Origin of the sequence: Marinobacter sp. F3R11 (assembly GCF_003318275.1) — a bacterium.
Classification (GTDB): domain Bacteria; phylum Pseudomonadota; class Gammaproteobacteria; order Pseudomonadales; family Oleiphilaceae; genus Marinobacter.
The window spans coordinates 77,522-104,038 of record NZ_QOCH01000004.1; the positions used below are offsets into that span (position 1 = coordinate 77,522).

Annotated in this window: 10 protein-coding genes; 2 read left to right on the forward strand and 8 right to left on the reverse strand. The window is 53.4% G+C overall.

Annotated features, from left to right (window positions below; genetic code table 11):
* Positions 1-10: 10 nt before the first annotated feature.
* The 4 genes from DS878_RS02510 to DS878_RS02525 are packed head-to-tail and all read right to left on the reverse strand — an operon-like array spanning position 11 to position 18,121.
* Positions 11-12,679 carry a DUF5801 repeats-in-toxin domain-containing protein gene (locus tag DS878_RS02510; RefSeq protein WP_113814380.1) on the reverse strand — a complete coding sequence of 4,223 codons (12,669 nt, stop codon included), beginning with the start codon at positions 12,677-12,679 and terminating at the stop codon, positions 11-13.
* A gap of 55 nt (positions 12,680-12,734) precedes the next feature.
* Entirely contained in the window at positions 12,735-14,189 is a 1,455-nt protein-coding gene (locus DS878_RS02515; protein ID WP_113814381.1) for an HlyD family type I secretion periplasmic adaptor subunit, read from the reverse strand.
* The gene (locus DS878_RS02520) at positions 14,186-16,315 is read right to left on the reverse strand and encodes a type I secretion system permease/ATPase (RefSeq protein WP_113814382.1); all 2,130 of its coding nucleotides are present in this window, start codon (positions 16,313-16,315) and stop codon (positions 14,186-14,188) included. Before DS878_RS02520 ends, DS878_RS02515 begins: the two co-directional genes overlap by 4 nt.
* Positions 16,316-16,330: 15 nt before the next feature.
* Positions 16,331-18,121, reverse strand: a complete 1,791-nt coding sequence (locus tag DS878_RS02525) for a TolC family outer membrane protein (protein ID WP_113814383.1) — start codon at positions 18,119-18,121, stop codon at positions 16,331-16,333.
* 327 nt (positions 18,122-18,448) lie between these two features.
* On the opposite strand from DS878_RS02525, the gene DS878_RS02530 reads away from it, so the two are divergent.
* Both DS878_RS02530 and DS878_RS02535 read left to right on the forward strand, forming a co-directional pair.
* The gene (locus DS878_RS02530) at positions 18,449-19,210 is read left to right on the forward strand and encodes a response regulator (protein ID WP_113814384.1); all 762 of its coding nucleotides are present in this window, start codon (positions 18,449-18,451) and stop codon (positions 19,208-19,210) included.
* A gap of 15 nt (positions 19,211-19,225) precedes the next feature.
* Positions 19,226-21,667 carry an ATP-binding protein gene (locus DS878_RS02535; protein WP_113814385.1) on the forward strand — a complete coding sequence of 814 codons (2,442 nt, stop codon included), beginning with the start codon at positions 19,226-19,228 and terminating at the stop codon, positions 21,665-21,667.
* A 31-nt stretch (positions 21,668-21,698) separates the two neighbouring features.
* Here DS878_RS02535 and codA read toward each other — a convergent pair whose 3' ends face one another.
* The 4 genes from codA to DS878_RS02555 all read right to left on the reverse strand — a co-directional run bounded on the left by codA (position 21,699) and on the right by DS878_RS02555 (position 26,358).
* Positions 21,699-22,949, reverse strand: a complete 1,251-nt coding sequence (gene codA, locus DS878_RS02540) for a cytosine deaminase (protein WP_113814386.1) — start codon at positions 22,947-22,949, stop codon at positions 21,699-21,701.
* Complete coding sequence (locus DS878_RS02545; RefSeq protein WP_113814387.1) at positions 22,949-23,683, reverse strand: PucR family transcriptional regulator; 735 nt, start codon at positions 23,681-23,683, stop codon at positions 22,949-22,951. Before DS878_RS02545 ends, codA begins: the two co-directional genes overlap by 1 nt.
* Positions 23,684-24,967, reverse strand: coding sequence for a cytosine permease (gene codB / locus DS878_RS02550; RefSeq protein ID WP_113814388.1), 1,284 nt, complete (start codon positions 24,965-24,967; stop codon positions 23,684-23,686).
* Between the two features lie 266 nt (positions 24,968-25,233).
* Positions 25,234-26,358 carry a lipid A deacylase LpxR family protein gene (locus tag DS878_RS02555; protein ID WP_261977561.1) on the reverse strand — a complete coding sequence of 375 codons (1,125 nt, stop codon included), beginning with the start codon at positions 26,356-26,358 and terminating at the stop codon, positions 25,234-25,236.
* Between the last annotated feature and the right edge of the window lie 159 nt (positions 26,359-26,517).

The window sequence follows — 26,517 nt, forward strand, 5'->3', positions numbered from 1 at the left end:
GGCAGTTGCCTTAATCAACAACCTCAATATTGGTTATCGACTCGGCAATGTTCACCGTAACACCGCCAGCACCTTCATAGGTAACGTAGCCACCACTGCTGTTTCCATCTGTTGTCCACTCGTTACTCAGATAGACAGTATCTTCACTGTCGCCGTCAATGGTCAGCATCTCATTGTCACCGCTTATATCCAGAACGTCCTGGACACTTATTCCCTGGCCACTATCCCCAACGGCGTTGCTTCCACCAATTCCCAGGTCCAGTGATTCAATGTTCTGCAGGTGGTTTGTCAGATCCTGTGCACTCAGGTTCTCACCGAAGCGGAGCTGAATCGTATCCTCGCCACCGAAGCCGTCGATGCCTTCACCGGTCCAGAGCAGGGTGTCATCGCCGGTGGTGGAATACTGCTCTGTCACACCGCTGGTGTCGATACTGGCCCAAGTGCTTGGGTCGTTGTCCAGAGTAGTCCACTCGGAGCTGTCACCATTTTCGCTTTCCACGGTTTTCGCTCTGACCCTGACGTCATTCAGCGCATTGGCCGCCTGCACAAAGGTCAGTTTTTCCGCATCTTCCGTGGTCAAGCCGCTAAGGGTATAGACGCCCGAGGTTTCATTGTAAGAGACCTTATCGGTACCGCTGATCAGGCTGCCATCCACATAGAAGGCGGCATGCTCGCCCATGCCGGAGAACTCCAGGGTCAGAGTTTCCGTTGAGCTATCCAGCAGATCAATCTGTTCCGGATCTCTGAGCTCATGGTTGAGGTTAAGCACAATCCTATCGCCTTCTTCACCAAAACTCGGCGTGGGCGCCAAGATCACACCATCCGCCTGAGGATTAACCTTCAGGTCAAAAATTTTCTCGCTAACAAAATCTTCGGTCAGCGCATTTTCACCGGATGTAACCTGCAGCTTCAGATCACTGACCGTACCGCTCCAGTACTGAGGGGGCATAATGCCGATATAGTTCGGGATTTCACCATTCCCCAGCAGCCAGCTGTTGGTGGTGCCGTCACCACCGGCGTTGTTGGACAGGTCAGCCAGTGATGCATCGCTGGCACTGTCACCCACATAGACCAGGAAGCCGTTGGGCACATCGCGCAGCAGCACGGTGCCGATGGATTCGGAGCCATCATTGTCTTCGAGGCCGCTATCGGTCACATTCAACTGAATCACGTTGGATTTGTCCGCTGCCACTAACTGACTGGCGTTTTCTGTGCCAGATACATCCGCCACGGCAAAGTCGTAGCCGCTGTTGACCGGGTTGATCACTCCGGCCTGGGTCACCGTGCCGGTTTCAACTGCACTGGAACCGGTTTCACGGCTCCTGGTCCAGGCCGAGAGGCTCACGGAGCCGCTCACATGGTCGCCGGAAGCGGTGTAGCTCAGCGCAATGGTGCTGGCCGGGTCAGTCACCTCAATCACATAGTAGTCACCATCCGCAATCCCGGCGACGCCACTAACCGGAGAAGTACTCAGGGCCGTTCCGCCCTGTTCAAGTACACCCGTACCATCAATACCTGACTCATCCAGCTGCAAATAAAGTTTGCCATCCACCAGAGTCCAATTGGGATCATCCGCCCCATTGGACAGATCGATGGTAAAGGTCAGATCGCTGCCTTCATCCACAGCCGGTGCGCTGATGCTGATCTCCGGCTCATCACTGACCGGCTGTACCCCATCAAAGCTGGCGTTAACGGTCTCGTCATCTCTCAAACCACTAGGCACATAGGTGGTCAGTTTGGCATCAAAGTCAAAGTTGCCCTTATTACTATTCCAGTCAGCCGGCGGGGTTACCGTGATGCTGTCCATAAGGGTCTGCAGCTCGCTATTTCCCCCAGTTCCTGAAGCCGTCCACACCGTTTCGCCACCGATAACGGTTGAGGTCATGCCGGTTACAACCGTGCCTACCGGCAGGTTGGACAGAGTGATATTGAAGCCGTTATCGGTAACACCGTCTTCAATCTCGCCATTGAAGGCTTCATTCAGTGTAAATGCGATGTCTTCAGTTGGGTCAAACTCACTTTGCTCCCAGGCAATAATCTCCGCTGGCTCCTGGCTTTCATCTCCAGCCGGGAAATTCGTTGTTAAAGAGACAGTTGTGCTATCTGTCTTCAGCTGACCATTGCTGGCATCTTCCGTAGTAACCGTAATGGAGATTTCGTGGTCAGTCAGGCCACCCGCTTCCGACTGTACTTTAAGACTAATTGACGGAGTCAGGGCTGAACCAAAACTGTCATCGGTGATAAACAACCATTGGTTTCCGCCGATAAAATCGGCTCCCTCAACGATGACACCTTCGGGCACATTATCCAGCAGGATACGAGTCAGCTTCTCGCTGCCATCATAGTCACCGCCATTGATACCTTCGTTGGCGATATTCAGGTTGATGGTTGCATCACCTGTTGAGGTCATGGAAATATCACCAGACGTCACCGTGAGATCCGGCTGGTCGGTGACTGCGGTTACGCTAACGTTGTAGGTTTGATCCCCGGACATTTCGGATGCCGGAGATACGGTGCCATCATCACCCGGATCTTCAACCCTGTACTGAACGGTAAAGCTGCCGTTACCGTGCCAGTTGTCACCACCCTTGAGGTAGATATTGTCCATGGCGGTGCTGTCCAGCTTATACCAGCCGTCCTCCAGAGTGACACCCGATTCAGTACCATCCAGAGCGCTGCCTGATGCGCCATAGGTCAGGATATAGCCGCCTGCGTTATCAAGATCATCCTTGCTGATCCAGACTTCGGTAATGGTCTCCCCGGTTTCACCGTTCTGCTGCTGGGCGCTGAAGTCCAGTTTTGCAGGCGTATCCTCAACCCCACCAGTGCTCAGATTCATGGTCGCTTCCGGCGACGGAGTGATCCTGACCTGAACTTTGTGCTCTGCCGTGAGCGAGTCACCATCGTTTTCGGTGGTGACCGCAGCCAGAGTGAACTCGGCCGAAGTGCCACTGAAATTGGTCGGGGTGGTGATTTTCACACTGCTCAGTTCACTGGCTGCAAAGACCCACTCCTCATTGCCCAGAGAGGTAGCACCCTCCACGCCGAAGCCGTCCGGCAGATCGGAGAGCTTGAAGCTCAGGGTTTCGGAGCCGTCGGTATCAACCAGTGAAGGAGTGCCGTCAAGAAGTTCTGTCAGCATCACGCCGTCAGCGCTGTCCACATCGGCTTCGGTGAAGCTCTGATCTCCAACCACTTTAACAGCAACATTTGCCGGGTCTGCATCCCCTTTGGGGGTAATGTTGATCTTCAGTTCAAACGGGTCTGACTCACTATGATACGGAGTGCCACCCACCTCCAGAGTGTCTACTGAAATAGTTTCAACTTTCAGGGTAAACGGCTCATTAGAGTGTTCGGGTGGAGTAATTTTCATTTCATCTCCGGTAACCGGATCGAAATCTTCGATCACCAGTTTCCAGGTACCATCCCCGTTATCCGCAACGGTGTAGCCACCAGGGGACGCTTTTGAGATGGTATCAGTGCCATACTTCAGCTCAGCGCCATCGGGAATGCTGTCGATAGTGACGTTAAAGGTTTCAGAAGGATCTGAGCTGCTGGGCCGTATGGACAACGGCATCTCATCATCTTCATCACCTTTAACCCGCGCAGTGACCGTGGTGGTTACTTCATCCGCAGCCGGCTTAATGAGAATATTAGTCAACTCAGCAGAACCACTAACCGCCTCGACCGATTCTCCGCCATCATCATCGGTATCCACAGTCACGGCCTGCACGTTGATTTTGAACTGACCAGAGAAGTTTTCCGGTGCCTTGAATTGCAGGCTATCCAGGTATTCGACCGGAACACGGACGGCATCGCCGCCGAAGGTTTGGGTGATCGTATTACCCGAGCCATCGGTGTAACTGAACTGGGAACCAGCAGGGTTTGTTTGAATACCATTGTCAGCTGTCAGTTCAGGGGTCAAGGCGGCGAACACCTGTTCATCATCTTCAACGCTCCAGCCACCTCCCAGATTAAATCCGCTCTCGGACCCCAGAGTGAACCACTGGTCTTCTTCACCTTCGGTGGTGTATTCATGACCGGCGGTCATATCAACATCATTACCATCCTGGCCATCGGTATCTGAATCGGTACGTTCAGCTACCGGTTTTACAGTGATAGCAACATTATGATTGGTTGTAGCCTCATGGGTGACCGGTGAACCATTCACCGTCTGGGTATCTTTAGAGGTTACCGTTACCTCAATATCAGCATCCAGACTGCTGTGGCCTGGCGGGGTAATCTCAAAGTCGCCCAGAACATCCTGAAGATCGTAACTACCCAAGGCTGTAATGGTGTACGACCCACCAGACTCCACTACCTCCCAGTCAGTATTTTCGCCAACTGAAGGCTTGGTAATTGTCCAGGCGCCATTGGCATCTGTAGGCACTGTAAAGCTGACTTCGGTGATAATTTCACTACCACCATCACTGTTGTCATCTGTTACCTGAATACCTGACAGGAAGGCAACTGCGGTGTCCTCATTAGTTTCCAGGCTGCTGGAAGTGTTTACATCACCGGCAACCGGCTCAACATAAAGGTTAAGGGTGACCGAACTGGTTTCTTCTCCCGGCTTTCCACCATAGCTATCAAGATCAGTATCTGAATCAGTATCCACAGCCTTCAGAGTGACAGAGATGTTTTCTATATCACCACTGAAGTCTTTGGGTGGTGTGATGCTAACGACTGGAAAATCCGTAGCTGAATCATTCAGATCCGGTGCAGGAATGGTAATTTTCCCGTCAGCACCAACGGTCGTATTAGTACCGTCCACATTAACAATACTGCCCGCGGGCAGGCTTTCAATCACCAGTTCCCGCGTTTCACTACCATCCAAATCTTCAAAACTGGCAGACAACACACTGGTCAGATCGAACGCCGTGTCTTCATCAATAGTCGCATCATAAGAACCTTCTTCCATGCCATTGATCGACAATTTAACGGGATCTGTAATTGCGACGACGTCGACGTTGACGCTGGTTTCCGTGCTCGCCGGATCCACGCCCGCGACAGGATCACCATTGGTATCCACCTCATAGGAATCCACGCCAGCTGTAACAGTAAAGTTATCCGCATCATGCTCTGGTGGCAGGACCTTCAACGCATTGAACTGATCTTGTGTCAGCACCAGATCAACATCGCCTGCATCAAGACCATTGAGGTGGTTGTCACCATCCAGATACTCCTGAATCAGCACCGTAATGGGAGAGCCGTCAGCGGCGAACAGCAGTGCATCCGAGCTATTGCCATCCAACAGCTGCGCGCCGCTCGGAATACCGTCCAGCGTAATTGCACTCAGGCGCTCCGGAAAATCCGCGCTGGCTCCTGCCTCCTGAGTATCGTCGGTAATGGTAGGCGTGTTCAGTCCCAGGGCGACAGCAACGTCCTCGTCCGTCGTAACGTTCCCACCATCAGTAAAGCCTGGCGCATCGGACACCGGGTTAACGGTCACTTCAACCGTATAGGTTTTGGTCTCGTTATCCGTCACCGTGGTATAGGTGAACGTATCCGTTCCACTGTAGTTGGTAATAGGCGTGTAAGTGATCGTGCCATCGTTATTGACGGTAGCAGTACCATGACTCGGCGCCGCGGTTCCCGGGCTGCCATCGCCAATGGTGGTGTTATCTTTCGTTGCATCAGCGTTGGTGGCGAAGGTATTAGCGTCGTCAGTGCCGTCCGAGTCCTCATCGACCGTGTGGACCTGAGCCTGAGTGGGATCTGGCGCATCATCTATAACAACAACACTAAAATCCGTCGTTGTTCCGTCACCATCTGCATCAGTAATATGAAGGTTCTCAAATCCAAGATTCAAACCGCTAACGGAGTCCCCATACTCATTGACATGGTCAATTGCCCCAAGCAGTTCAAACTCATAACCCGGGCTGCCCTGAGGATCGGTAATTTCGACAACAAATACTTTAATGTCGTCAACCACGTTACCTTTATAGGCTGTCAGCGTGTGCCCATCGTTACTGATTTCGTAGTTCAGGGAGGCGCCGGAGGATTCCAGACCAAGAGTATCAAGACCTGCAACTGTTGAAGCGGTAAACTGCACATCCCCTGCACCATCAGCCCCAAACACCACGTTCAGGCTGTTGGACACCTCAATCTGACTGGCATCTTTAATCGTGGCGCTACCCTGAGCCAGATGTGCCTCATAGACTGTGCCGTCTGTGGGGGCCGCGGACACCGAAGGGCCATCATCCCTGAAGACAAATTTGCCGCCTACATCCACAGATGCTGTGCCTGTATCACCGTCACCATCCGTTGCGCTGGCAACTAACTGAATGGCGTTGTCAGTCAGACGCAGCTCATCATTGTGAGAGGCTGCGTCCGGGTGCTCCAACGGACGGCTCTGGGTCAGGGTCGCCGCGCCGGTGCTTTCGTTTATTTCGATACGGAAGGCAATATCACCGCTAGAGTCGTTGCCCACACGGCCAACCACATCATCGCCATCCATAAACAGATGGATTTCGGTACCGGTTTCCGTATCGGTTACACCACTGGCCGTGCCGTCTGATACGTTCAGGCTGTAAACCGTTGCATCTGCAGCCGCCGCGCCGTCTGCGCCGTATGCCGAATCAAACACACCTGTCACAAAGTCCGCATTGGTACTGCTAACACTGCCACCCGAAAAATCACTTTCATCAACAGTCAGGTTGCCAGGAGACGTACCCGTCAGAGTCACTACCGGCTCGTCGTCGACAATGTTGATGGTCACTGTGTTTTCTACGGTGTTGCCGTACTGGTCTACTGCGGTGTAGGTGAAGGTTTCGGTTTCATCCGCGCCATCAACATCGTCAACGGGCGAGGTCAACGTGTAGCTGTATGTGCCGTCGCCATTGATGGTCAAGGTACCGCGGCTTCCTGCCTGATCGCCCACACTGGTGGAATCCAGGCTCCAGCCCGTCTGCAGGTTCAGGTTGCCAGTCGTCGAATCCCTGCCTGACGCTTCGTCAGAACCATCAGTAAGGCCGGCCTCATCCACAGAGCCAGTTGTACCTGCCGGCGTGCCCGTTACATCCGCAATGTTGATGGTCAAGGTGGTGGTTGAGCGATCCCCGTCGGCATCCTCGACCGTGTAGACAAAGATATCCTGATCATCTGCTGTGGTGGCATTGGCACTGGCTTCGTAACTATAGCTACCATCTGCATTCAATGTCAGAGTGCCGTACTGACCGGCGATTGAGCTTGCAACACCGCTGCTTACCTCAGTGCTGGTGTCACCACCTGCGGCACGCACGCCAATGACCGCGCTGCCACTATTGCTCCAGCCATCAGCCCCGGCAGTGTCGTTAGACAGCACGCCCCCATTTGCCTCAACGTTGAGGGTTGCGCCTTCTGTGACATTTGCACTTACATCCGCAACGGCTACCGGTTGATCGTCGTTGATGGTAATCGTTACTGTGTTGGTAACTGTATTGCCGTTCGCATCAACAGCCGTGTAACTGAAGCTATCGCTGGTGCTATCACCAGAAGTCGGCTCGGTGAGGGTGTAGCTGTAAGTGCCGTCAGTATCGACAGTCCAGTTGCCATGAGCACTGGTACCGCTCTGGGCAGCTCCAACAGACCAGTCTGCCTGAAGGTTGAGGCTACCGCTGGTTATTTCGTTGTCAGACGCTTCTTGAGAGCCACCTTCGAGGCCAGATTCCTCCACACTCGTTGTAGTATCAGCCGGTGTACCTGTCACGTCGGCTACCTTGATGGTCAGCGTGGTGCTGGTTTCATCGCCGTCCCCATCACGAACGGTGTAGGTGAATACGTCCTCGGCATCCGCCGTAATGGCATCTGCGGTTGAAACATACTCGTAGCTACCGTCCGCATTCAGGGTGATATAGCCGTATTGGCCATCAATCCGGCCGCCTACACCACCTGTAGCCGTGGTGCCTGTATCGCCCGCTTCGATACCGACAACCTCTCCGGTATCCGACCAGCCATCGGCGCCGGAGGTGTCGTTGGACAGTACGCCGCCAGCGGCATCAACATTTAGGGTTTCGCCCTCTGCAACCACTGCACTTTCATCAGCAACAGCCTGTGGCACATCGTCAACGATAGTGACTGTCACCGTATTAATGACGGTGTTGTCATTCGCATCAATAGCCGTGTAACTGAAACTGTCACTGGTGTTATCGCCTGATGTTGAATCTGTCAACGTATAGCTGTAGGTGCCGTCAGTGTCGACGGCCCAGGTACCATGAGCACTGGTACCGCTCTGGGCGGTTCCAACAGACCAGCCAGCCTGGAGGCTGAGATTACCGCTGGCCATTTCGCTGCCGGACGCTTCTGCAGAACCACCTGCAACACCCGATTCACCCACGCTTGTTGGGGTGTCTTCGGGTGCAGCCATCACGTCGGCCACATTAATGGTCAACGTGGTTTCTGCGAGATCGCCGTCACCATCCTTCACAGTGTAGGTGAACAGGTCTTCGGCTCCGGCCGATACGCTGTCCGGGTTGGCCAGATAGGTATAGCTGCCATCGGCATTTAACGTGAGTGTGCCGTATAAGCCGGAAATGGCCTGGCCTACGTTTGCGTTTTCAACAGCACTGCCGCCGCCGGATATAACACCTACAATCGAATTGCCGTTATTCGCCCATGCGTCAGTACCTGGCTCGTCATTATCCAGTACGTTGCCCGTTGTGCTGCCGCCTTCGGTGACGTTGCTGCTATCCGCCACGGCTGCCGGGCCATCGTCCTGGAATACGAACCGGTCACCAATATTGACGGTATTGCTGATCTCATCGCCATCGCCATCTTTGGCTGTGGCTTTCAGGTCAATCGCACCGTTAGTGATTTTGACGGCGTCGTCAGGGGTGAGCGGATCCTGATGTTCCAGAGCGCGGTTCTGGGTCAGCGTCACTTCGCCCGTGGCCGGATTTACCTCAATGGTAAAGACCACGTCCCCACTGGACGTATGGCCTTCGACAACACCGTTATTATCAACCAGCGTTACCGGGTCGCCGCTGGCCGTGTCTACAAGACCTGAAACAGGGCTATCAACCACCAGCTCATAGCTAACACCATCGTCACCATCAGCTCCGTGATCAATATTAAAGGCGCCGGAGAAATCAACGGTGGCTTGGGCGCCCCCAGGTGCACCAATCTGCGCTTCTTCTACCCGGGCCTCATCCAGTTCTACACCGGTCAGATCCACTTCGGGCACGTCATCAACCACCAATACGCCAAGGCTGCCAGAGCCGGTAACACTGTTAGCGGCGTCCTGCGGGTCTGTGGCAGTCACTGTTAAGTCAATCTCTTTCAGTGCGTCATCAGCACCTTGTGCACTGTGCGCTTGTGCGTCGGTTAACTCGTAGTCGAAATCAACTTCCCACACCGCGGGCTGGCCATTGGCGGTTTCCACCATGGTAGCGCCGTTCAGAATGATCTCACCATGGCCGGGAACCGTGATGGTCTGAGTGCCATCCAGAGCTTCGATGTCCGCCAGGGTGAATTCCTGCCCACCAATTTCGATGGAATCAAGTCCGGACGGTGCGGTAATACGCAGTACGCCACTGACTGTATTTGAGCCATCGCCGGTGTTCAGGCCTTGCTCATGCACAGTGAGTTGACCATTGGCACTGCCATTATCATCCAGCACTTCGATTGTGGGTGCATCCAACACGTGAGCCGTGACGCTGTTGCTGCCAGAGCTCACTTGCAGGTTCTCAAAACCGGGCTCCGTGCCAGCGTTATCAATAACGCTTTCAATGGTGACAGTAAGCGGCTCGCTCAGCTCCGCGACTGTGTCCGGGCTGGTATTTACTGCGAAGCTCGCAGAAGCACTACCCCCGCTGACCGTCACGCTTGCGGGTAACGTACCGATATCGCTGGTATTGGCAGCTGCACCGCTCCAATCCAGATTGACGGTAACGTCTTTACCTGCAACAGCAGGCGCAGGGGCACCGTTGGCATCCACCAGTGTCACGGTGTAGTTAAGTGAGCCACCTTCAAGTACCGAATCATGATCAACCGTAATCTGTGCATACACAGGATCGATTGTGTCGACAATCTGCGCCGTAGCGCTTGCGCCCGACAGATCCGTCGCTTCAAAGCTTCCACCATTGATGGCAGTAACTTCTGCAGTCACGCTGTCAGGATCAATGTAAACATCGGAGTCCTGAGTATTGATAAACAAGTCACCGTATCCATTGGCATCAACCGTTACGGTGTGTTCAGTGCCTTCAACATCTACTGTCAGCGTAACAGTTTCGCCTGCTGCCGGCGGATTGCTCAGCTGGAAATTAAAGGTAACGCCAGCGGCGTCTTCGGTGGTATCCGTGGTAGAGACACTGATGGTGGTTGCATCACTGCTATCAACAACCTCTGTACTGGCTTTGCTGCCAAAACTTGAGTCGTTAATGTGTTCACTGCCGCCGGTTGCGCCTACAACTTCAAACTCCAGGGTTGTACTACCCTGGGTGTAGGGGTCATCTGTACGACTATCAACCTCGGTGCTGCCACTGACTGCACCAACCGGGATGGTAACTGTCTGGCCATTATCCAGGATGACGTAGAGCGGATTATCCTGCACCGGCGTTTCAACGGTTGCAGTAACCGTGATTTTATCGCCTTCATTCACTTGTGCAGGGGTGCTTAACCTGATGTCGAGTACAGGCTCAACTGTAATATTCAGATCAGCAGTGCTAGTGCCACCATCTGCATCAGCCACCGTGTAGGTGACAGTCGGCACAACGCCGTTGTATTCGGGCTCAGGTACAAAATCATAGCTACCATCTGCGTTCAGTGTCAGCTCGCCAATACCTGCAATCGTTGCCGTATCGCCGGCATCAAGAGTTTGTCCATCGACAGTGTAGCTACTGATACTAAGCGGGTTATCACTATCCGGGTCGTTATCATTAGCCAGAACACCATTGGCGCTATCAACCGTTAAGGTGCTGTCTTCATATAATGTGACGGAGTCATCCTGAGCAACCGGCGCAGGGTTGCTGACATTCCAGATAAAATCAGTGTCGGTACTGTTTCCGGATTGGTCGGCAACAGTAATAGTGACGGTATGCTCACCATTACCACCAAACTGGCTGGCAGACTTGTCGATGGTGCCACTGATAATACCTGTATCGGGGTCGATGCTAAGCCCGTCTGGCAAGCCATTGGCGCTGTAAATGAGGTCCCCGCCATCAATTGCATCGTTGAAGCTTGAGCCAAGGTCCAGATTAACGATTTCACCATCATCACTAGCCTGGTTATTGACCGGATTAACGACCTCCGGGGGCCTGTTATCGGAGGGCTTGCTATCGGTGTCTGTGCTGCTGTTGCCAGCCGGGTCTGTAACTGTTGCAATCAGTTCAACTTCTGTCTGTCCAGGGGTGACAGGTACATCCAGCACAATACCGTTGTCGATCTCATCCTGCGTCACCGGGCGGTTTATCAACACGTCGCCGTCGCCGTTCTCGACTAAAATGGTATCACCAGGCTCCGTATTGCCGGGGTCTAGCGTAATGGTACCTTTCACTATGCCGTCGGCGGTGTCGGCTAAATTATAATTGCCGTCCGGATCACTTCCCTCCTCCAGCTCAACCTCAACCGCAGGCGTGACAATATCAACAGGTTTACTGTCACTGGTCGTACTGCTGTTCCCGGCCGGGTCACTCAGCTCCAGGTTAATTTCAACATCAGTCTGGCCGGGATCAACCGGTACATCCACATTGATGCCGTTGTCGATATCATCCTGAGTGACAGGGCGGTTAATCAGTTCATTGCCATTGCCGTCAGTGACGACAATGGTGTCACCTGGCTCGGTATCGGGATCGAGGGTGATAACACCAGGTACTTTGCCGTTCGGGATTTCGGATTCGTTGTAGACGCCATCCGGGCCAGCGCCTACTAATTCAACACTGGCACCAGGGGCTGCATCATCAACCTCATAGGGCCGCTCAGTACCAACCGAAACGGGTGTTCCATTAGGCTCAACACTGTTAACCCGTGCCTGAACCCTGCTGTCTTGTGCCAGTTCACTGCCCGGCACATCAACTTCCCAGGTTTTGCCATCGGGGTTAACGGTGGCGCTATAGTCTTTACCGTTAACCGTAACGTTTATTCCATCGCCCGGTTTCGCTCCGCCGCCTACGGTGCCTGTCAGCGTAATAGCCTGCCCGGCTTCAGCGGCATCAATAAGGTCGTCGCCGGCAATGACATCAATTGAAATGGTCAGCTGTGACAGTCTGGACCCGCTTTCTGGCTGACTATCATGGGAACCGTGCTCATAGCGCCATTCTCTCGTAAACTCTCTTTCCGGCAAGCTCATTCCGAACGGACGCAGCACCTCCTGAATGCGTGCAACGGTAAGCGGAGTTATGCCATCTGCTTCAATAATTTCGCCGATACGTACCAGTTGGACGAAGCTGTGCCCTTCAGGCGCTGAGTCCTGACCTGGCTGCGGGCGCGCATCCACTACCGGTCGTTCTGATGCGTCCAGAGGAGGTACATTTTCATTCTGCTCAACAAGTTCACTTCTCTGATCCGCCGTGACTTGCTGTTCGCCAACAAAGGTCAGCTGCTGGTTATCTCCAAAGTCCAGATCAATACGGGCGCCCTCTTCCAGTATCAGTGTTTCATCAACACCGAGCTGGTCACCAACTGCAAGCACACGACGTTCGCCATTCGCATTCTCTGCCCAGGCTTGTCCTACAATAGATACAATAATCGCCAGAGTAGTCATATGGACCTCATAAAATAGTGATGCATGCAGCTTGAGCGCATGTAAGGAATCTGATTTAGCGCTCGCTCAAAGCATTGGCTTTAGCGCGCAGCAACGGTTTAAGTAAATAAGATAAAATGCTTTTCTTTCCGGTCATGATGTCGAGTTGCGCCGTCATACCGGGAATAACAGATAACTGTTGTGTGGCTTCGTTGTCGGTTGTTACGGCGCGCACCAGATAAAACGTGTTATCACGCTCATCGGTAATGGTGTCGGCACTGATATGTTCGAGCCTTGCCGAAAGCCCGCCGTAAACAGAAAAGTCATAGGCATGAAGTTTTATCGTCGCGGGTAACCCGGGGCGCAGGAAAGCGATATCCTTGGGTGCAATTTTGGCCTCAACCAGAAGCCGGTCATCACTGGGCACTATTTCCATGACCGCATTCCCGGGCTGGACAACCCCGCCGATGGTATTCAAAAGCACTCGCTGTACTGTGCCATTTACTGGCGAGCGGATCTCCGACAGCCTTACTTTGTCAGCCAATCCGGCGACACTCTTTTCCAGACTGTTTAACTGTGAATTTGCGTCGCTGAGTTCTGCACGCCACTGATTGCGGGCCGAAGACTCAACCTCCAACAGCCTGGATTCCGCCTCCTGGATACTGGCTTCTACCTGGCGGACACGGGCGGCAGCCTGAAGCCGCTCACCATCAGCAGCAGCCTGGTCCCGCTGCAGGCGCAGGACTTCTATTTCTGACACAGCTCCAGAGGCTAACAATGGCTGAGTCGCCAGCAACTCCTGTGTCGACATCTGGTAGGACTTTTCAGCGGCAGACACCTGCGCCTGAACTTCACTTAATTCCTGTTGTCGCTGTGCCCGTTGCTCTCGTGCAACTGAAAGTCGATCACGCAACTCATCCAGGCTGGCCTGGTAGTAGCTCTGTTCCTGACGTAAGATCTGCTCTTGCTCAGGTGTGACAGCTTCACTGAAATCAAGCTCAAGCGGCTCATTCTGTATCTGAGCACGTAACCGCTTAACTTTTGCAGCCAACGCAAACGCCCGCGCACTGCCTTCCTGGTAGCTGGCAACAAACCGGGTGGGATCTATCCGCACCAGCAGGTCGTTCTGCTTTACCTCTGAACCCTCTTCGACAAATACTTCCTCAATCACACCGCCATCTGCCGACTGTATGATCTGTAATTGCCGCGACGGAATTATCTTTCCTTCACCACGGGTCACTTCATCTATTGGTGCAAATGCAGCCCAGACGATCAGCAGTGTAAAAGTCAACGCAATGCCGTATAACAGGCTACGGGCGCGCAGAATGCCTTGTTGCTCTATGGCCTGGTCCGCATCAGCAGACCATTGTTTTGAGTTGTTGCGAAAAGCCGAGAAAAAAGGCCTGAACAGCCGATCGACAAAACTCCTGCCCCTGGCGCCTGCAGCTTCAGACATCTGCAAACGTTCAAAAGCCTGCTGCTCAAGGTGCTTTTGATCAGCTTTCTCTACAACCTTAACGTCTTCGCTCATTTTGCCCCCCGCTGGATACTTCCCTGCTGGAGCGCCTTTAATACAGACTGCTTCGGACCATCGGCAACAATTTTCCCCGCATCCATAACGATCAGGCGATCGACCAGATCCAAAAGGCTGGTGCGGTGAGTTATCAATAACAGGGTTTTGCCCTGACTAAGCTGGTTCAAGCCCTTGCTGACATGATTTTCCAGCATGCTGTCCATGGCACTGGTAGGCTCATCCAGCAACAGAATGCTGCTGTCGGCCATCACAGCCCGGGCCACTGCAATCGTCTGACGTTGCCCGCCGGACAGACGACTGCCACCTTCACCTACCTGCATCGACAGGCCGTCAGCGTGATCACCTACCAGAGCTTTCAGGCCAGATATATTGATGGCCTGCATCAGCCGTTCATTGCTGGGGTGTTCTATTCCCAGAGTGACATTGTCGTACACCGTACCGCTGAGTAACTGCACGTCTTGCGGAATATAACCAATGTTGCGACGTAACTCTGCGGGATCAATCTGGCCTATGTTCACACCATCTATCAGAAGGCTGCCAGAGGTAGGGCGATACAAACCGAGAATGAGTTTTTCCAGGGAACTCTTGCCAGATCCAACCCGCCCGAGTATTCCCACCCGTTCGCCAGCCCGGATATGCAGTGATACCTCTGACAGAGCCTCGCGCTCTTCATCCGGATACTGAAACGTCACGTTGCGCAACTCAATTTCGCCACGCAGTTTGCCACGACTGATTAACTGTTTTCCGGGCACCCGGTCCTGCTCCGCATCCATGATCTGTTCAACGGAGGTCAGAGCTGTGGCCGCCTGGTAATACTGAGTCAGCAGTGAAGCTGTTTGCGAAACAGGCGCCATGGCACGGGAAGACAACATATAGGCCGCAATGAGGCCTCCCTGGCTCAGCTCACCGTTTATCACCAGATAAACCCCGGTGATAATCATCACGACAGAAACAACCTGCTGAATCCATGACGCACCCGCCCCGACAGACATACCGAGTATGCGTTGCTTGCCCGAGCAGCCCGATAAAAACCGGGTGGATTGCTCCCATGCGTTTTGCATACGGCTGGTAGCGTTGAAGCTTTTAAGGGTTGGAGCAGCAACCAGGCTTTCAACCAATCCGGAGTTGCGCTGGGCGCTGGCCTGGCTCATGGTTTCTGAAAGCTGATGCATGGTGGCCTGTACCGAAAGCGCGTACAGAATGATAACTGCAGCGCCGATCAGTACCGGAATAATCAATACGGGAGAGATCAGGGCAATGATGATGACAAACAACAGGAAAAAAGGCAGATCAATCAACGCGGTAACAGTCATTGAGCCGATGAAGGAGCGCACGGACTCAAAAGACTGAACATTGGCAGCAAATGAACCTACAGAGGATGGTGCGTGCTCAAGGCGGGCGCCCAGAATGCGCTCCATTATACGAGCCGACAATGTGATATCAGCCCGGCTCGCCGCCAGCTCAACAAACCAGCTGCGCAACAGGCGTAAAGCCAGATCGGCACATATGATAAGAAGCGCTCCCAAAGCGAGCACCCAGAGCGTGTCAGTGGCGTGGTTCGGTACCACTCTGTCATACACGTTCATGACGAACAGCGGCATCGTCAAGGCAAACAGGTTAATGAAAAAAGCCGCAATCAGAATATCGCGGTACACCGGCCTGTTGGCCTTGATTACGCTCCAGAACCAATGCCCCTTACCCGCAGCCGGGCTGGTGCCAACCTTGCTCTGGTCCAAACGAAATTCCGGACGACAATAAAGCGTGACGCCCGAATAACGTTCTTTGAAGCTGGCAAGCTCCAGTTCCTCTACCTGCATGTCCAGTTCCGGCAACAGAACCTGAACTTTCTGGCGCTCCGCATCTATGCTTTGCAGCAGGCAGGCTCGATTGCCTTCCAGTAAGACAACACAAGGGAACAGCAAACTATTCAGTCGCTCCAAGGGCTGGCGTACCAGCTTCACCTTAATATCAACCCGCTCTGCAGCGCGGGCAAATACAGACGGCGACAAGCGACCGTCAACCAACGGCAGCCCTGCAATCAGCGCATCGCGACTCGTTGTGGTACCGTTTTCGGCGGCCAGCCACAACAAACAAGCGCTTAAGGAGTCGTCAGTCAGATCCATAACCGCCTTTCAGGCCTATTTTCTGGCATGAGTAACACGCACTTCGACACGACGGTTCAACGCCCTGCCCTCTGCTGTGTCATTGCTCGCATAGGGCTGATACGCACCAACGCCTGACACCAGCATCACTGTGTCCGTAACGCCGCTGTCGATCAACGCATCCCGCACAGCTATCGCCCGGGCAAGTGATAATTCGCGATTCAGTGCATCGGAACCGGTACTGTCAGTGTGGCCAACAATATTGATCGATTTCACTGTTCCCCGCTCCAACAGTCGCTGGGCAAACTGCTGCAGACGGGCCATGGCTTCTGGCTTGAATTCAGCGCTGCCTATATCGAAGAGAGTGTCGCTACCCAGACTCAGGACTTCTTCCGTATCTGGCGTTTGCAGAAAGCGATCAAAGCCGAGGGCGCCATCATCCGGCAGAGTACAGTAGCGACTTGACCCCGGGTTTACCGACTTATTGATATCCCCCAGATCTGGCAAATCCTCACTGGTTACCGCGAGAGTTTCCAGCAGGCGCCCCATGCTGTGGAGGGTATGAAGGCGGTTGATTTCCAGATCATACATACCGTTGATGTAGGCCCGCTCTGCCTGGAAATACTCATTTTCCGAATCCAGTACATCAAGCAGCGAACGACGCCCGATATCAAACTGCTCACGGTAAGCAGTAAGCACTCCCTCAGCCTCCTCACGATGACGCGCCAAAGAATCAAGCTTCACTTCCAGATTACGTACGTCGCTGTGAGCAATGGTCGCTGTCTGACGCAAATCAACGCAGGTTTTGTCCCGCATGCTCTCTGCCTGGCTGATACGGCGATCTGCAGCGCGCTCGGCCGCACGGTCACTGCCTCCGCGGTACAGGTTATACCGGGCCCGCAACTCAATGACGGTTTCATCCCCGTAAGAGCTCGGGTCTGTACGCTGATCGAAACTGTTATTATTTTTGTAGGTACCATGACGGGCACCGAACTCGATTGTCGGATAGCGCCCGGCTTTCGCCTCCCCATATGAGGCCTCAGATGCCTGAATCTCCTCAAATGCAGCAAACAGTGCCGGATTGTTGGCATAGGCCGTTTTAAGTACCTGCCACAATTCCTCTGGTACTTCCTCCGTCTGAACTTCATACGGGGTTAAGTGCTCTGCGGGAAAACGACCGACCAGTCGCTGGAAGCGGGCTGTTACACTCTGCAGGTTTGCAACCTCGGTCATTAAATTAGAACGGGCAAGGGACAGGCGTCCATCAATCTGCTGCAGATCAGCACGATTACTGACTCCCCGGCTAACGCGATCGCTCACATGGCGCTGCACCCGCTGATGGTTTGCAACGTTCTGCTGTGCGAGGGTAACCAGCTCGCGGTAACGGAGGACGCTCAGATAAACCTCGCTGGACTCCAGCGCTTTGGTTTCAGCCTCATCCAGAAGCTCGTAATAGCGTGCCCGACTGCTGTGCTCTGCTCTGGCGACGGCATTTCGCACCCGAAATCCATCAAACAGCATTTGGGTAAGCGACACCTCAGCGTAATTGCGGTTATAGCTACCGCGACCATCGTATTCACGGGCGCCAATGCCCCCGGCGGCGCTGACATCAAGAGACGGCAGATACCCGCCAAAGGCCTCGCGCTGGTCATGGGTCGAGGCCTGAAATGCATGCAGACGAATCTGCAATTCAGGGTTGGTCTCCAGCGTTTCCTGCACAACGCTCAATAAATCGTCTTGTGGTTTTTCTTGTGCAGCAACAACCGTTGCGGCAAGGCTTAAAGATGACACAAGGGCAAGTTTCGCGGCGAAGGGTATTCTGGCCATAAAATCCTCTGAACAGCACGCTCAGGCTGCTAGCACTGAAACGGGTGTGGTCGTTACGCGGGTTTGGGATATAAAGCTACGAACTTATTAAAACCGGATTACGTGACCCTAACACTCCCCAGGCACAAGACTTTTGATTGCGCGACAAAACCTGTGCCTGCGCGCAGTATTTTTTGTACTATGACAAGCTGGTTTCGATGTCAGTAAATTTACGTATTCTTCAATAACTACAACGCTTTGTAATAAACTCTGTGTACCCTGTGCTGTTAGAATTCGGGGCTTGTTCAGCCTGAAAAACCATACTGCAAGGAAGTGAAAGGGCAAGGGATGGAGGCATTAGCACAAAAACGGATTTTGATCATTGAAGATGAAGAAGCTGACCGTATGCTGATTTCGGCCTATCTCCAAAGCCAGGGCTGCCAGCTGTTTTATGCTAACGATGGTCTTGAAGGCATCGAACAGGCACGCGCGCGCCAGCCTGACATCATCCTGATGGATGCGAAAATGCCTCGTTGCAATGGTCATGATGCATGTAAAATTATCACTCAGGACCCAAGAACACGGGACATTCCGGTCATTTTTATCTCCGGCATGACCTCTGCTGAGCAGCGAGTTCGAGGTCTTCTGGCCGGGGCCGTTGATTACATCAACAAGCCCTTTGATTTTAATGAGGTCAAGTTGCGGCTGGTCATTCACTTAAGGAACCGGCCACGCTCCACAGACACCAAGGAATCTCGAAAAAACGAGCCTCTCCCGGCGAACAACCTGCATGCAATCCTGTTTCACTCTGCCCGTGTTCATCTTCTGAAGTCACTGTCTTCAACATTGCCTATAAGTGAGCTGGAGAGACTGACAGGAACCAACAGCAAGAAACTGAATATGGCTTTCAAGGTATGTGCTGGCGCAACAGTATACGAATATCTCAGGGAAGAGCGGATGAAAGAAGCCCGGGCACTACTTCAAAAAACCAGGCTCCCGGTGCAAGATATCGCACACCAGGTTGGTTATAAGGACAGCGCAAACTTTTCCACTGCATTCAAAGAGCGGTTCGGTTTATCGCCCAGAGAATTCCGCCAGCAACACAACTGATCCCAGGAACAACTTTTGATACAGCGTCATTGGGTAGCCGTACTCCCCGCTATTGTTGCGGCCTTATTTCTAATTACATCCTTACCCGCTCTGGCTCACGCAGATGCCAGCTCAAGCGCTTCCATAGACCTTGCAAAAATGCCGGACAAAAGTGAGCTCATCAGTGTCATGCTGGCGATCCCAGGCAACAACGAAATTCAAGACCTCAGTGACGCCCGGAGTTTTACAGGCTGGGTGCAGCCGGATGAAGACATCCTGGAGGCACCACGCCAGCATACAACTAACTGGTTGACAGCCTCACTGCACAACAGCAGTGATCAGGCTCTGATCCGGTGGCTGGTTCTGGAACCATGGCGGCTGAATCGTGTAGACGCATTCTTTCTCGACCCGGCTACAGGCGAAACCCTCTGGCAAAAAACCACAGGGCTGGCCACACCACTTCAGAACCGTGCCGTAAATAATGGAAAAACCATCATCCCGGTAAACCTCAATGCTGGTGAGACACAGCAACTATTCCTGAAAATATACAGCGACAACCTTCCATTCATCAGCGTAAAAAGCTGGGAACCGGCTTCATATACCCAAAGCCTCACTGAAAACCGGACCATCCTGGCGGCTCTTTTGGCAGGCATTCTAACGCTACTGCTGGTTCTTGTTTTCCAGCTAAATGCCGGGTTATTGGTCACGGGAACCTGGCTACTAGCAGCCTTTGTTCTGGAAGCCGAGAAAAATGGCTTTTTAAGCAACTACTTATTGCCCTTTCTTGAAAGCTACGCGGTCAATCTGAGGACAACCACAGCCATGCTTTCGGTACAATTATTTCTGGCCACGTCAGTTTTCATCCTGGGCCTCAATCATCAGCGGTTCTGGCGAAGATTTCTGCTTCTGACTTCTCTGTCAGTGGTCGTCTTTGCTGGCCTTACGTTTGTTGTCGATGGCGCAACTATTCGCAAACTGGGGATCCTGCTCCTATCCTCGTATTTGATCAGCTGGCCATTCATGATCACCCCAGCTCTACAACTAAGGCGCCCCGGCCAAAACTCAATGCTGTGGATGCTACTGTTACTTTCGGCTTACTGGGCTACCACATCGTTCCTGTTGCTCGGCTACACATTCAATTTTTACTACACCGCCCATTTCGCGCCCTACCGCATTGGCATCGAAATTGTGATCGCTCTGACCTTGATGCTGACCTACAGTTGGCAACAAAAACATGAGATCAAATCAGCTGCCAAGGCGCTGGAACTGCAAGAAAAGGAAAGCCGGAAAGTTCTGGAGCAGACCGTAAAACTTCGTACGGAAGACCTGAACATGGCGCTCGAAACCGCTCGAAAAGCCAGCAAAGCAAAAGTGAACTTTTTGGGCCAGGTAACCCATGACTTAAGGTCTCCGTTAACCGCTATTCTGGGCTACGCACAACTGCAGGCCACCCACTCGATAAGCCCTCAAAAAGCAACTCAGGTCATTCAGGACCGTGCGCGTTACATGAAAGAGCTCATAGATGGCCTGGTAGATTATGCCCGCGATATCACAGCAAATGAGGATGAATTTCACGACATTTATCTCATCGCCTTTATCGACAATTTGGTCAACCACGCACACATCATCGCGCACACGCAAAACAACCGCTTCCAGCTAAAGCTAGAAACAGATCTCCCTACGGTAATTCGCTGCAACAGTAAGCAGTTGCAGCGCATTTTGCTAAATCTGCTGGACAATGCCGCAAAATATACAGATCAGGGCGAGATTTCCTTATCCATTGCATTGGAATTCCCTCAGGATGCTACACCGTCGCTCATTTTCCGAGTCAGTGACACAGGCCGGGGCATCCCCCCCGATCAACTCAAAAAAATCTACACGCCATATTACCAGGGCTCAGAAAACAACCCTGGCTCGGGGCTGGGCCTGGCGATTTGTTTTGAACTTACAGAGAGCCTGGGTGGGACACTTCACCTCGACAGCGAGCCAGGAAAAGGCACTACAGCTACCTGTACAATTCCGTATATTCGCGGGGATGAGCAACTCGTAACCCCCTCACTCCCGGCTGTATATGAGTTTCTGCCAGTCTTTGACGCTCGGGGCCAGAAAGCATGGGTTGTGGAAGACGCTTCACAGATTCGCGAACTACTGGACAGCGAACTGACCGACCTGGGGTTCGAGGTAGAGCTTTCGTCTACCGCCGAAGGCTTCAGAGCCAGCGTATCCAGTGGTTGCAATAAACCCGCGGTTATTGTTACGGACTACTGCCTGCCAGGAGCCTCAGGCGATGACGTTCTGAGAGCTGCAAAATCCCTGTGGCCGGATGTGCCGGTCATCCTGCTATCGGCAACACAGAACAGCAATCCTCAACCCGCAGAAAATACCACCGGACGCTTTGATGCCTATCTATCGAAACCTGTGGATTTGCGGGAACTGCGCCTGACGCTTGCAGAACTCTGCAACCTGACCCCGGATTAGTCCCCCCGCTGGAATATTTGACCGAATACATTTAGTGTGGAGTCGCAGTGCCCTGGCCCTGACGACTTACAAGTACCCGACCATCACGTACCGACGCCAGAACCGGTTGCTGGCCCAGCAGCACCTCATAGGGTGATTGCCCCTGCAGCACCACACATCGGGCCGGCATGCCTTCAGCAATGCCATACTCCTTGAGATCCATCGCAGCAGCACCGTTGTCGGTGATTAATTCCAGTGAGCGTTCAATCCAGCTCATACCCAGCATGTGGCAGCCATGTAATCCGACATCCAGAGTCCGCAGCATATTGCCGTTGCCCAGGGGATACCAGGGATCACGAATAGAGTCCTGCCCGAACGCCACTTTCAGGCCGGCATCCAGTAGTTCCGGCACCCGGGTCAGGCCCCGGCGCTTCGGATACCCATCGAATCGCCCTTGCAGATGCAGGCTTTCGGTTGGCATGGACAAGAAGCGCAGGCCGGATTTCCTGAGCAACCGGAAAAGCCGGCTGCAGTATGCATCGTTGTATGAGCCCATAGCACAGGTATGGCTTGCGGTTACCCGGGAGCCATAGTCCAGGCGCAATGCCTCTGCCGCCAGAACTTCCAGAAAGCGGGATTCCGGGTCATCAATTTCATCACAGTGAACGTCAACAAGGCGGTCATTTTTATGGGCCAGTTCCACCAGCCAGCGCACGGACTCGACACCATAGTCCCGGGTGAACTCAAAATGAGGAATGCCGCCAACCACGTCGACCCCCATTCTCACCGACTCCTCCATCAATTCTTTGCCGTTCCTGAATGACCAGATACCTTCCTGCGGAAAGGCAACAATCTGAAGATCCACTGTGTCAGCAACACGCTCCCGAACTTCCAGCATGGCTTTCAGGGCAGTCAACCGGGGATCTGTTACATCAACATGGGTACGGACATACTGGATGCCATGATCGGCAAAGAGTGCAAGAGTCCGTTCGGCCCGTTCGATAACATCTTCGCGAGTCAGAGTAACCTTGCGCTCAGCCCAGCACTCGATCCCTTCGAAAAGAGTCCCGCTCTTGTTCCAACGGGGCTCACCGGCAGTCATCGCCGCGTCCAGATGGATATGTGGCTCTACAAAAGGCGGTGCCACGAGATTACCACCCGCATCAAGATCTCCCTCACCAGCATCATCAAAACCAGTCTGAGCCGAGATATCGGAAAAACGACCGTTACCAATGGAAATCCTGTATAACCCGTCGCGGCCCTGAAGCCGGGCGTTGATAATGTTACTCAATGAATGATTCATTACGTCTCCTTATAAACATCTGCCGGCCCGGATTGCTGTGTCAGCAGGTGCGCCAGTATCAAGTCTTTGAACGTTTCGGCCACATCCCTGTCCCCGGGCAACTCCCCGGCCAGACGGTGCATTCGGTTCCGGATAGTATTGCGATGGCACCCCAGTGCTTCAGCCATTGCACACTGATTGCCGCGATGAGCAAGCCAGGCTCCCAGAATATCGGCTGACTCAGGAAGCAGATTGTCCACACCCGGCAGACAACGCCGGATTGTTGCTTCCACCTCACGGGATCCGGCCAGGCTCACCAGGGATTCTGCCAGTGAGTCCCCTCGGGGCCTTGAGTCTATCCGTTCCGACGAAACGACCGCCCGGCTGATAATCTCGGTGACCTCAACCATTGGAAGGGAGTATGGCTGCTCAAACAGCGGCAGGGCGAGTTCATCCGCCAATTGATTCAGCACTCTGGGTAACTGGCCGATGTATGCGTCGCCTGTGAGTACCACAAGACCGGAAATTCCACATCCCTTGCCCTCATACAGGCACTCAGCCAGGTTGTCAGGGTTGCGCTGCCGGCCTATCCCGGTTACGAAGACCAGCTCCCCACCTTTAACCCACGGCCGAAACGAACGGTTCTCCGCGAGATAAGGCCAGCGCACTTCATTGTCTCCGCCACAGTGGCCCGCCCGAAGCCTGATCGATTCAAGGCCGGCAAGTTCCGGTATATCCCGGCAGCGCAATGCCATTCAGACTGTCCCCATCACCTGAGCTCGCCTTTCACGCACCCCGTCGCTGATCAACAAGACCAGCCCGAAACTGGCACCAGCAACCACAACCCCGATAATGGGTGCAATCCAGGGTGAGGTGTAAGCTGCAGCAGAACCAATAACATAAGCCGCCAGCCCGGGTACGTTGAATGCAGGCAGTTTTGTCTGCGCCAGGTCCGGGTATTGCCGTTTGTAGCCAATAAAATAGCTGGCCATGATCACACCACCGATAGGTGGAATAAATGTTCCAAGGAGAACCAGGAACGGAATCAGCCATTCGTACATCCCCAACACTGCCAGTGCAGTACCAATCGCCGCACCGCCGACTGTTACCAGCTTTCGACGGCGGGTACGGAGCATGTTGCAGCCTGCAACGGCAAAGTTGTAGACCGTATTGTCCTGGGTCGTCCACAGGTTAAGGAACAACATCAGAATACCGAGTGTTGCCAGCCCCTGGGCCACCATGATGTCAACGATATCGGCCTGCTGATAAACCAGTGCACCGAAAGCTCCAATCAAGGTCATCAGCCCGTTACCGAGGAAAAATGCGAGCAGTGTGGCAATAACAGCCGTCTTCCCGCTCCTGGCAAAACGCGTCCAGTTAGTAGCCTGGGTTCCGCCACTAACGAAGGTACCGAACACCAGAGTAATCGCCGCAGCCACGGTCATGTCCTCTGAAGGCGTAATTGCCAGCAGGCCAGAGAGACCGCCGGCATCGGACGTTGCGATGGTCATGCTCACGGCGACAAGAATAATCATCGCTGGTACCGCAAACCGCGATAGCAACTCCAGACCACGGTAGCCAACAAAAGCCGTGACACAGAAGCCGAACCCGAATAACACCATTAAGGGAGTGGTCCAGCTTTCAGGCAGGCCGGTCAGTTTAACCAGGAGAATGGCCATGGTTGCAGTTCCCCACGCGTACCAGCCAATTTGCGTAAAGCCCAGAATGATATCCGAGAGCTTGCTGCCGATTTCCCCGAAGGTGAAGCGGCTCATCAGAGCGGTATTCAGGCCGGTTTTCGCTGCAATATAACCAAGTATGGCCGCATAGATTCCCAGCAACAGGTTACCTGTGCCCAGAACAAGAAGCATGGTGGAAAAATCGAAGGCCACGCCTACGGAACCGCCAGCCCACATAGTCGCCGTAAAGAAAGTAAAGCCGAGCAAAACAAAACCCATGGACCAGAGGCTTTTACGCTGATCCATGGGAACCGGACTCAAAGGATAGTCCTGTTCCTGGGGGGTTGTCTGGGATGTCATCGCAATTTCTCCGTTTGGTGTGAACACAAACAGAGCCCGCAACCTTCGTGCCATACCCTGTCTGGGGCCTTCACGGTATAGCCGAACCCAACCTGAACATGTGCACTTTGCACAAACACCATGTAAAGGAACCCGAAGGCCCCGGCCTACAGACTCGTTTTAGTGCGAAAATGCAGGCCAAAGCCCAAGATGATGCATGCATTCCCATGGTGAGTCCGGGTTTAAATACGGGATATAAAAACGAGCGTCCAGGAGCGAGAAAGGACTCAGTAGGTCCAGGTCAGAGACAGAGTGCCGAAGCTGAAGCTGTCTTTGTTGGACTGCTCTTCACCGGAAGTAGCCCGGATGATCAGACCAGCCTGGAGATTCTGCCATTGCCAGGTAGCACCGATACCAGCCTGCCCCAGCAACAGACTTTCCTTAAACTGATAAGGGGCCGCGTTGTCTTTCAGATAAGAATAGGGAATATATTCCAGGCCCAGCCCCATGAACACAGACCATCCCTCACCTGCGTCATTTAATGCTGATGGTAACCCGACAGTGCTGGAGGTTCCCGCGTAGTCCGGTACAAAGTTCACTGGAAGATATTTCCCTAGTCTCCATATTGCCCCCACTCTTGCGCTGGTAAGAAAGCTGGAAGCCGTTGCAGAACCAACCCACGCAATCTCGTTCTCCAATTCACCTTTGCTGCCGCTTCGCCATAGTTTACGGGCATGGGTGGCCTGCACGCCCCCGACGACATCCGTACCTAACTGCTCATCCCAGCCTCTGGGCTTTTCACTGCCGGTAAGCTTATGCACCCATTTTTGCGAGGCAGCAGCCCCGCTTTCCGGGCCAACCACGCCAATATGAATGCCGTAACCGGTAATGGTTTCTGTATCCCAGCTCCATACCGCACTGCTCAGGGCAAGATAACCAGCGTAGGGAAGATCACTCAGGAGCGGTTCCTCACGGGAAATGTCAGCGGGGGTAACCATGAGCTGTCGAAGGCTGAACGCTACAGCCTGGTCCTGACTTTCCGGATTAACCCCCGGAAATGCCTCAAACCACTCACCTACCGCACGTGAAACCCTGGCAGAGTCTGACTTGGCATCGCTGGATGCTGACGTTAAATAGGACAGGCGTACGCCATTGGTATAGCCCTGATCCAGTCCCAGAAGCAGGTCGTTATCCCACGAGATGTTAAAGGTATCTGCCCGGGCACAAGCAGAGAGCAGAACTGTCAGTAACAACGCCTGCAACGAAGCTCGAATCAGAAAAAACACAAACAGACATTGGGATTTACCCCCTGTTGCATCTCCACTCATTACGGCTCCCTGATCCCCAAGCTGGCTCGAAATATGGCGCGCAGCTTTACTCAACCGCAACATACGCAGAGTCGATACTATCATGAAAAATCCTGCCACTCCGGTAGGGCTGCACCTCACCCACAGAGCCAGCTACTGGCTACACAAAATGCGTGAATGGGAGGCGAAAAAAAGTCTCATTAGCCATTCGTTCCGCCTTGGTGCATTATTTCGGGGCGTCACACATCTAATCCCTTTGAGCTC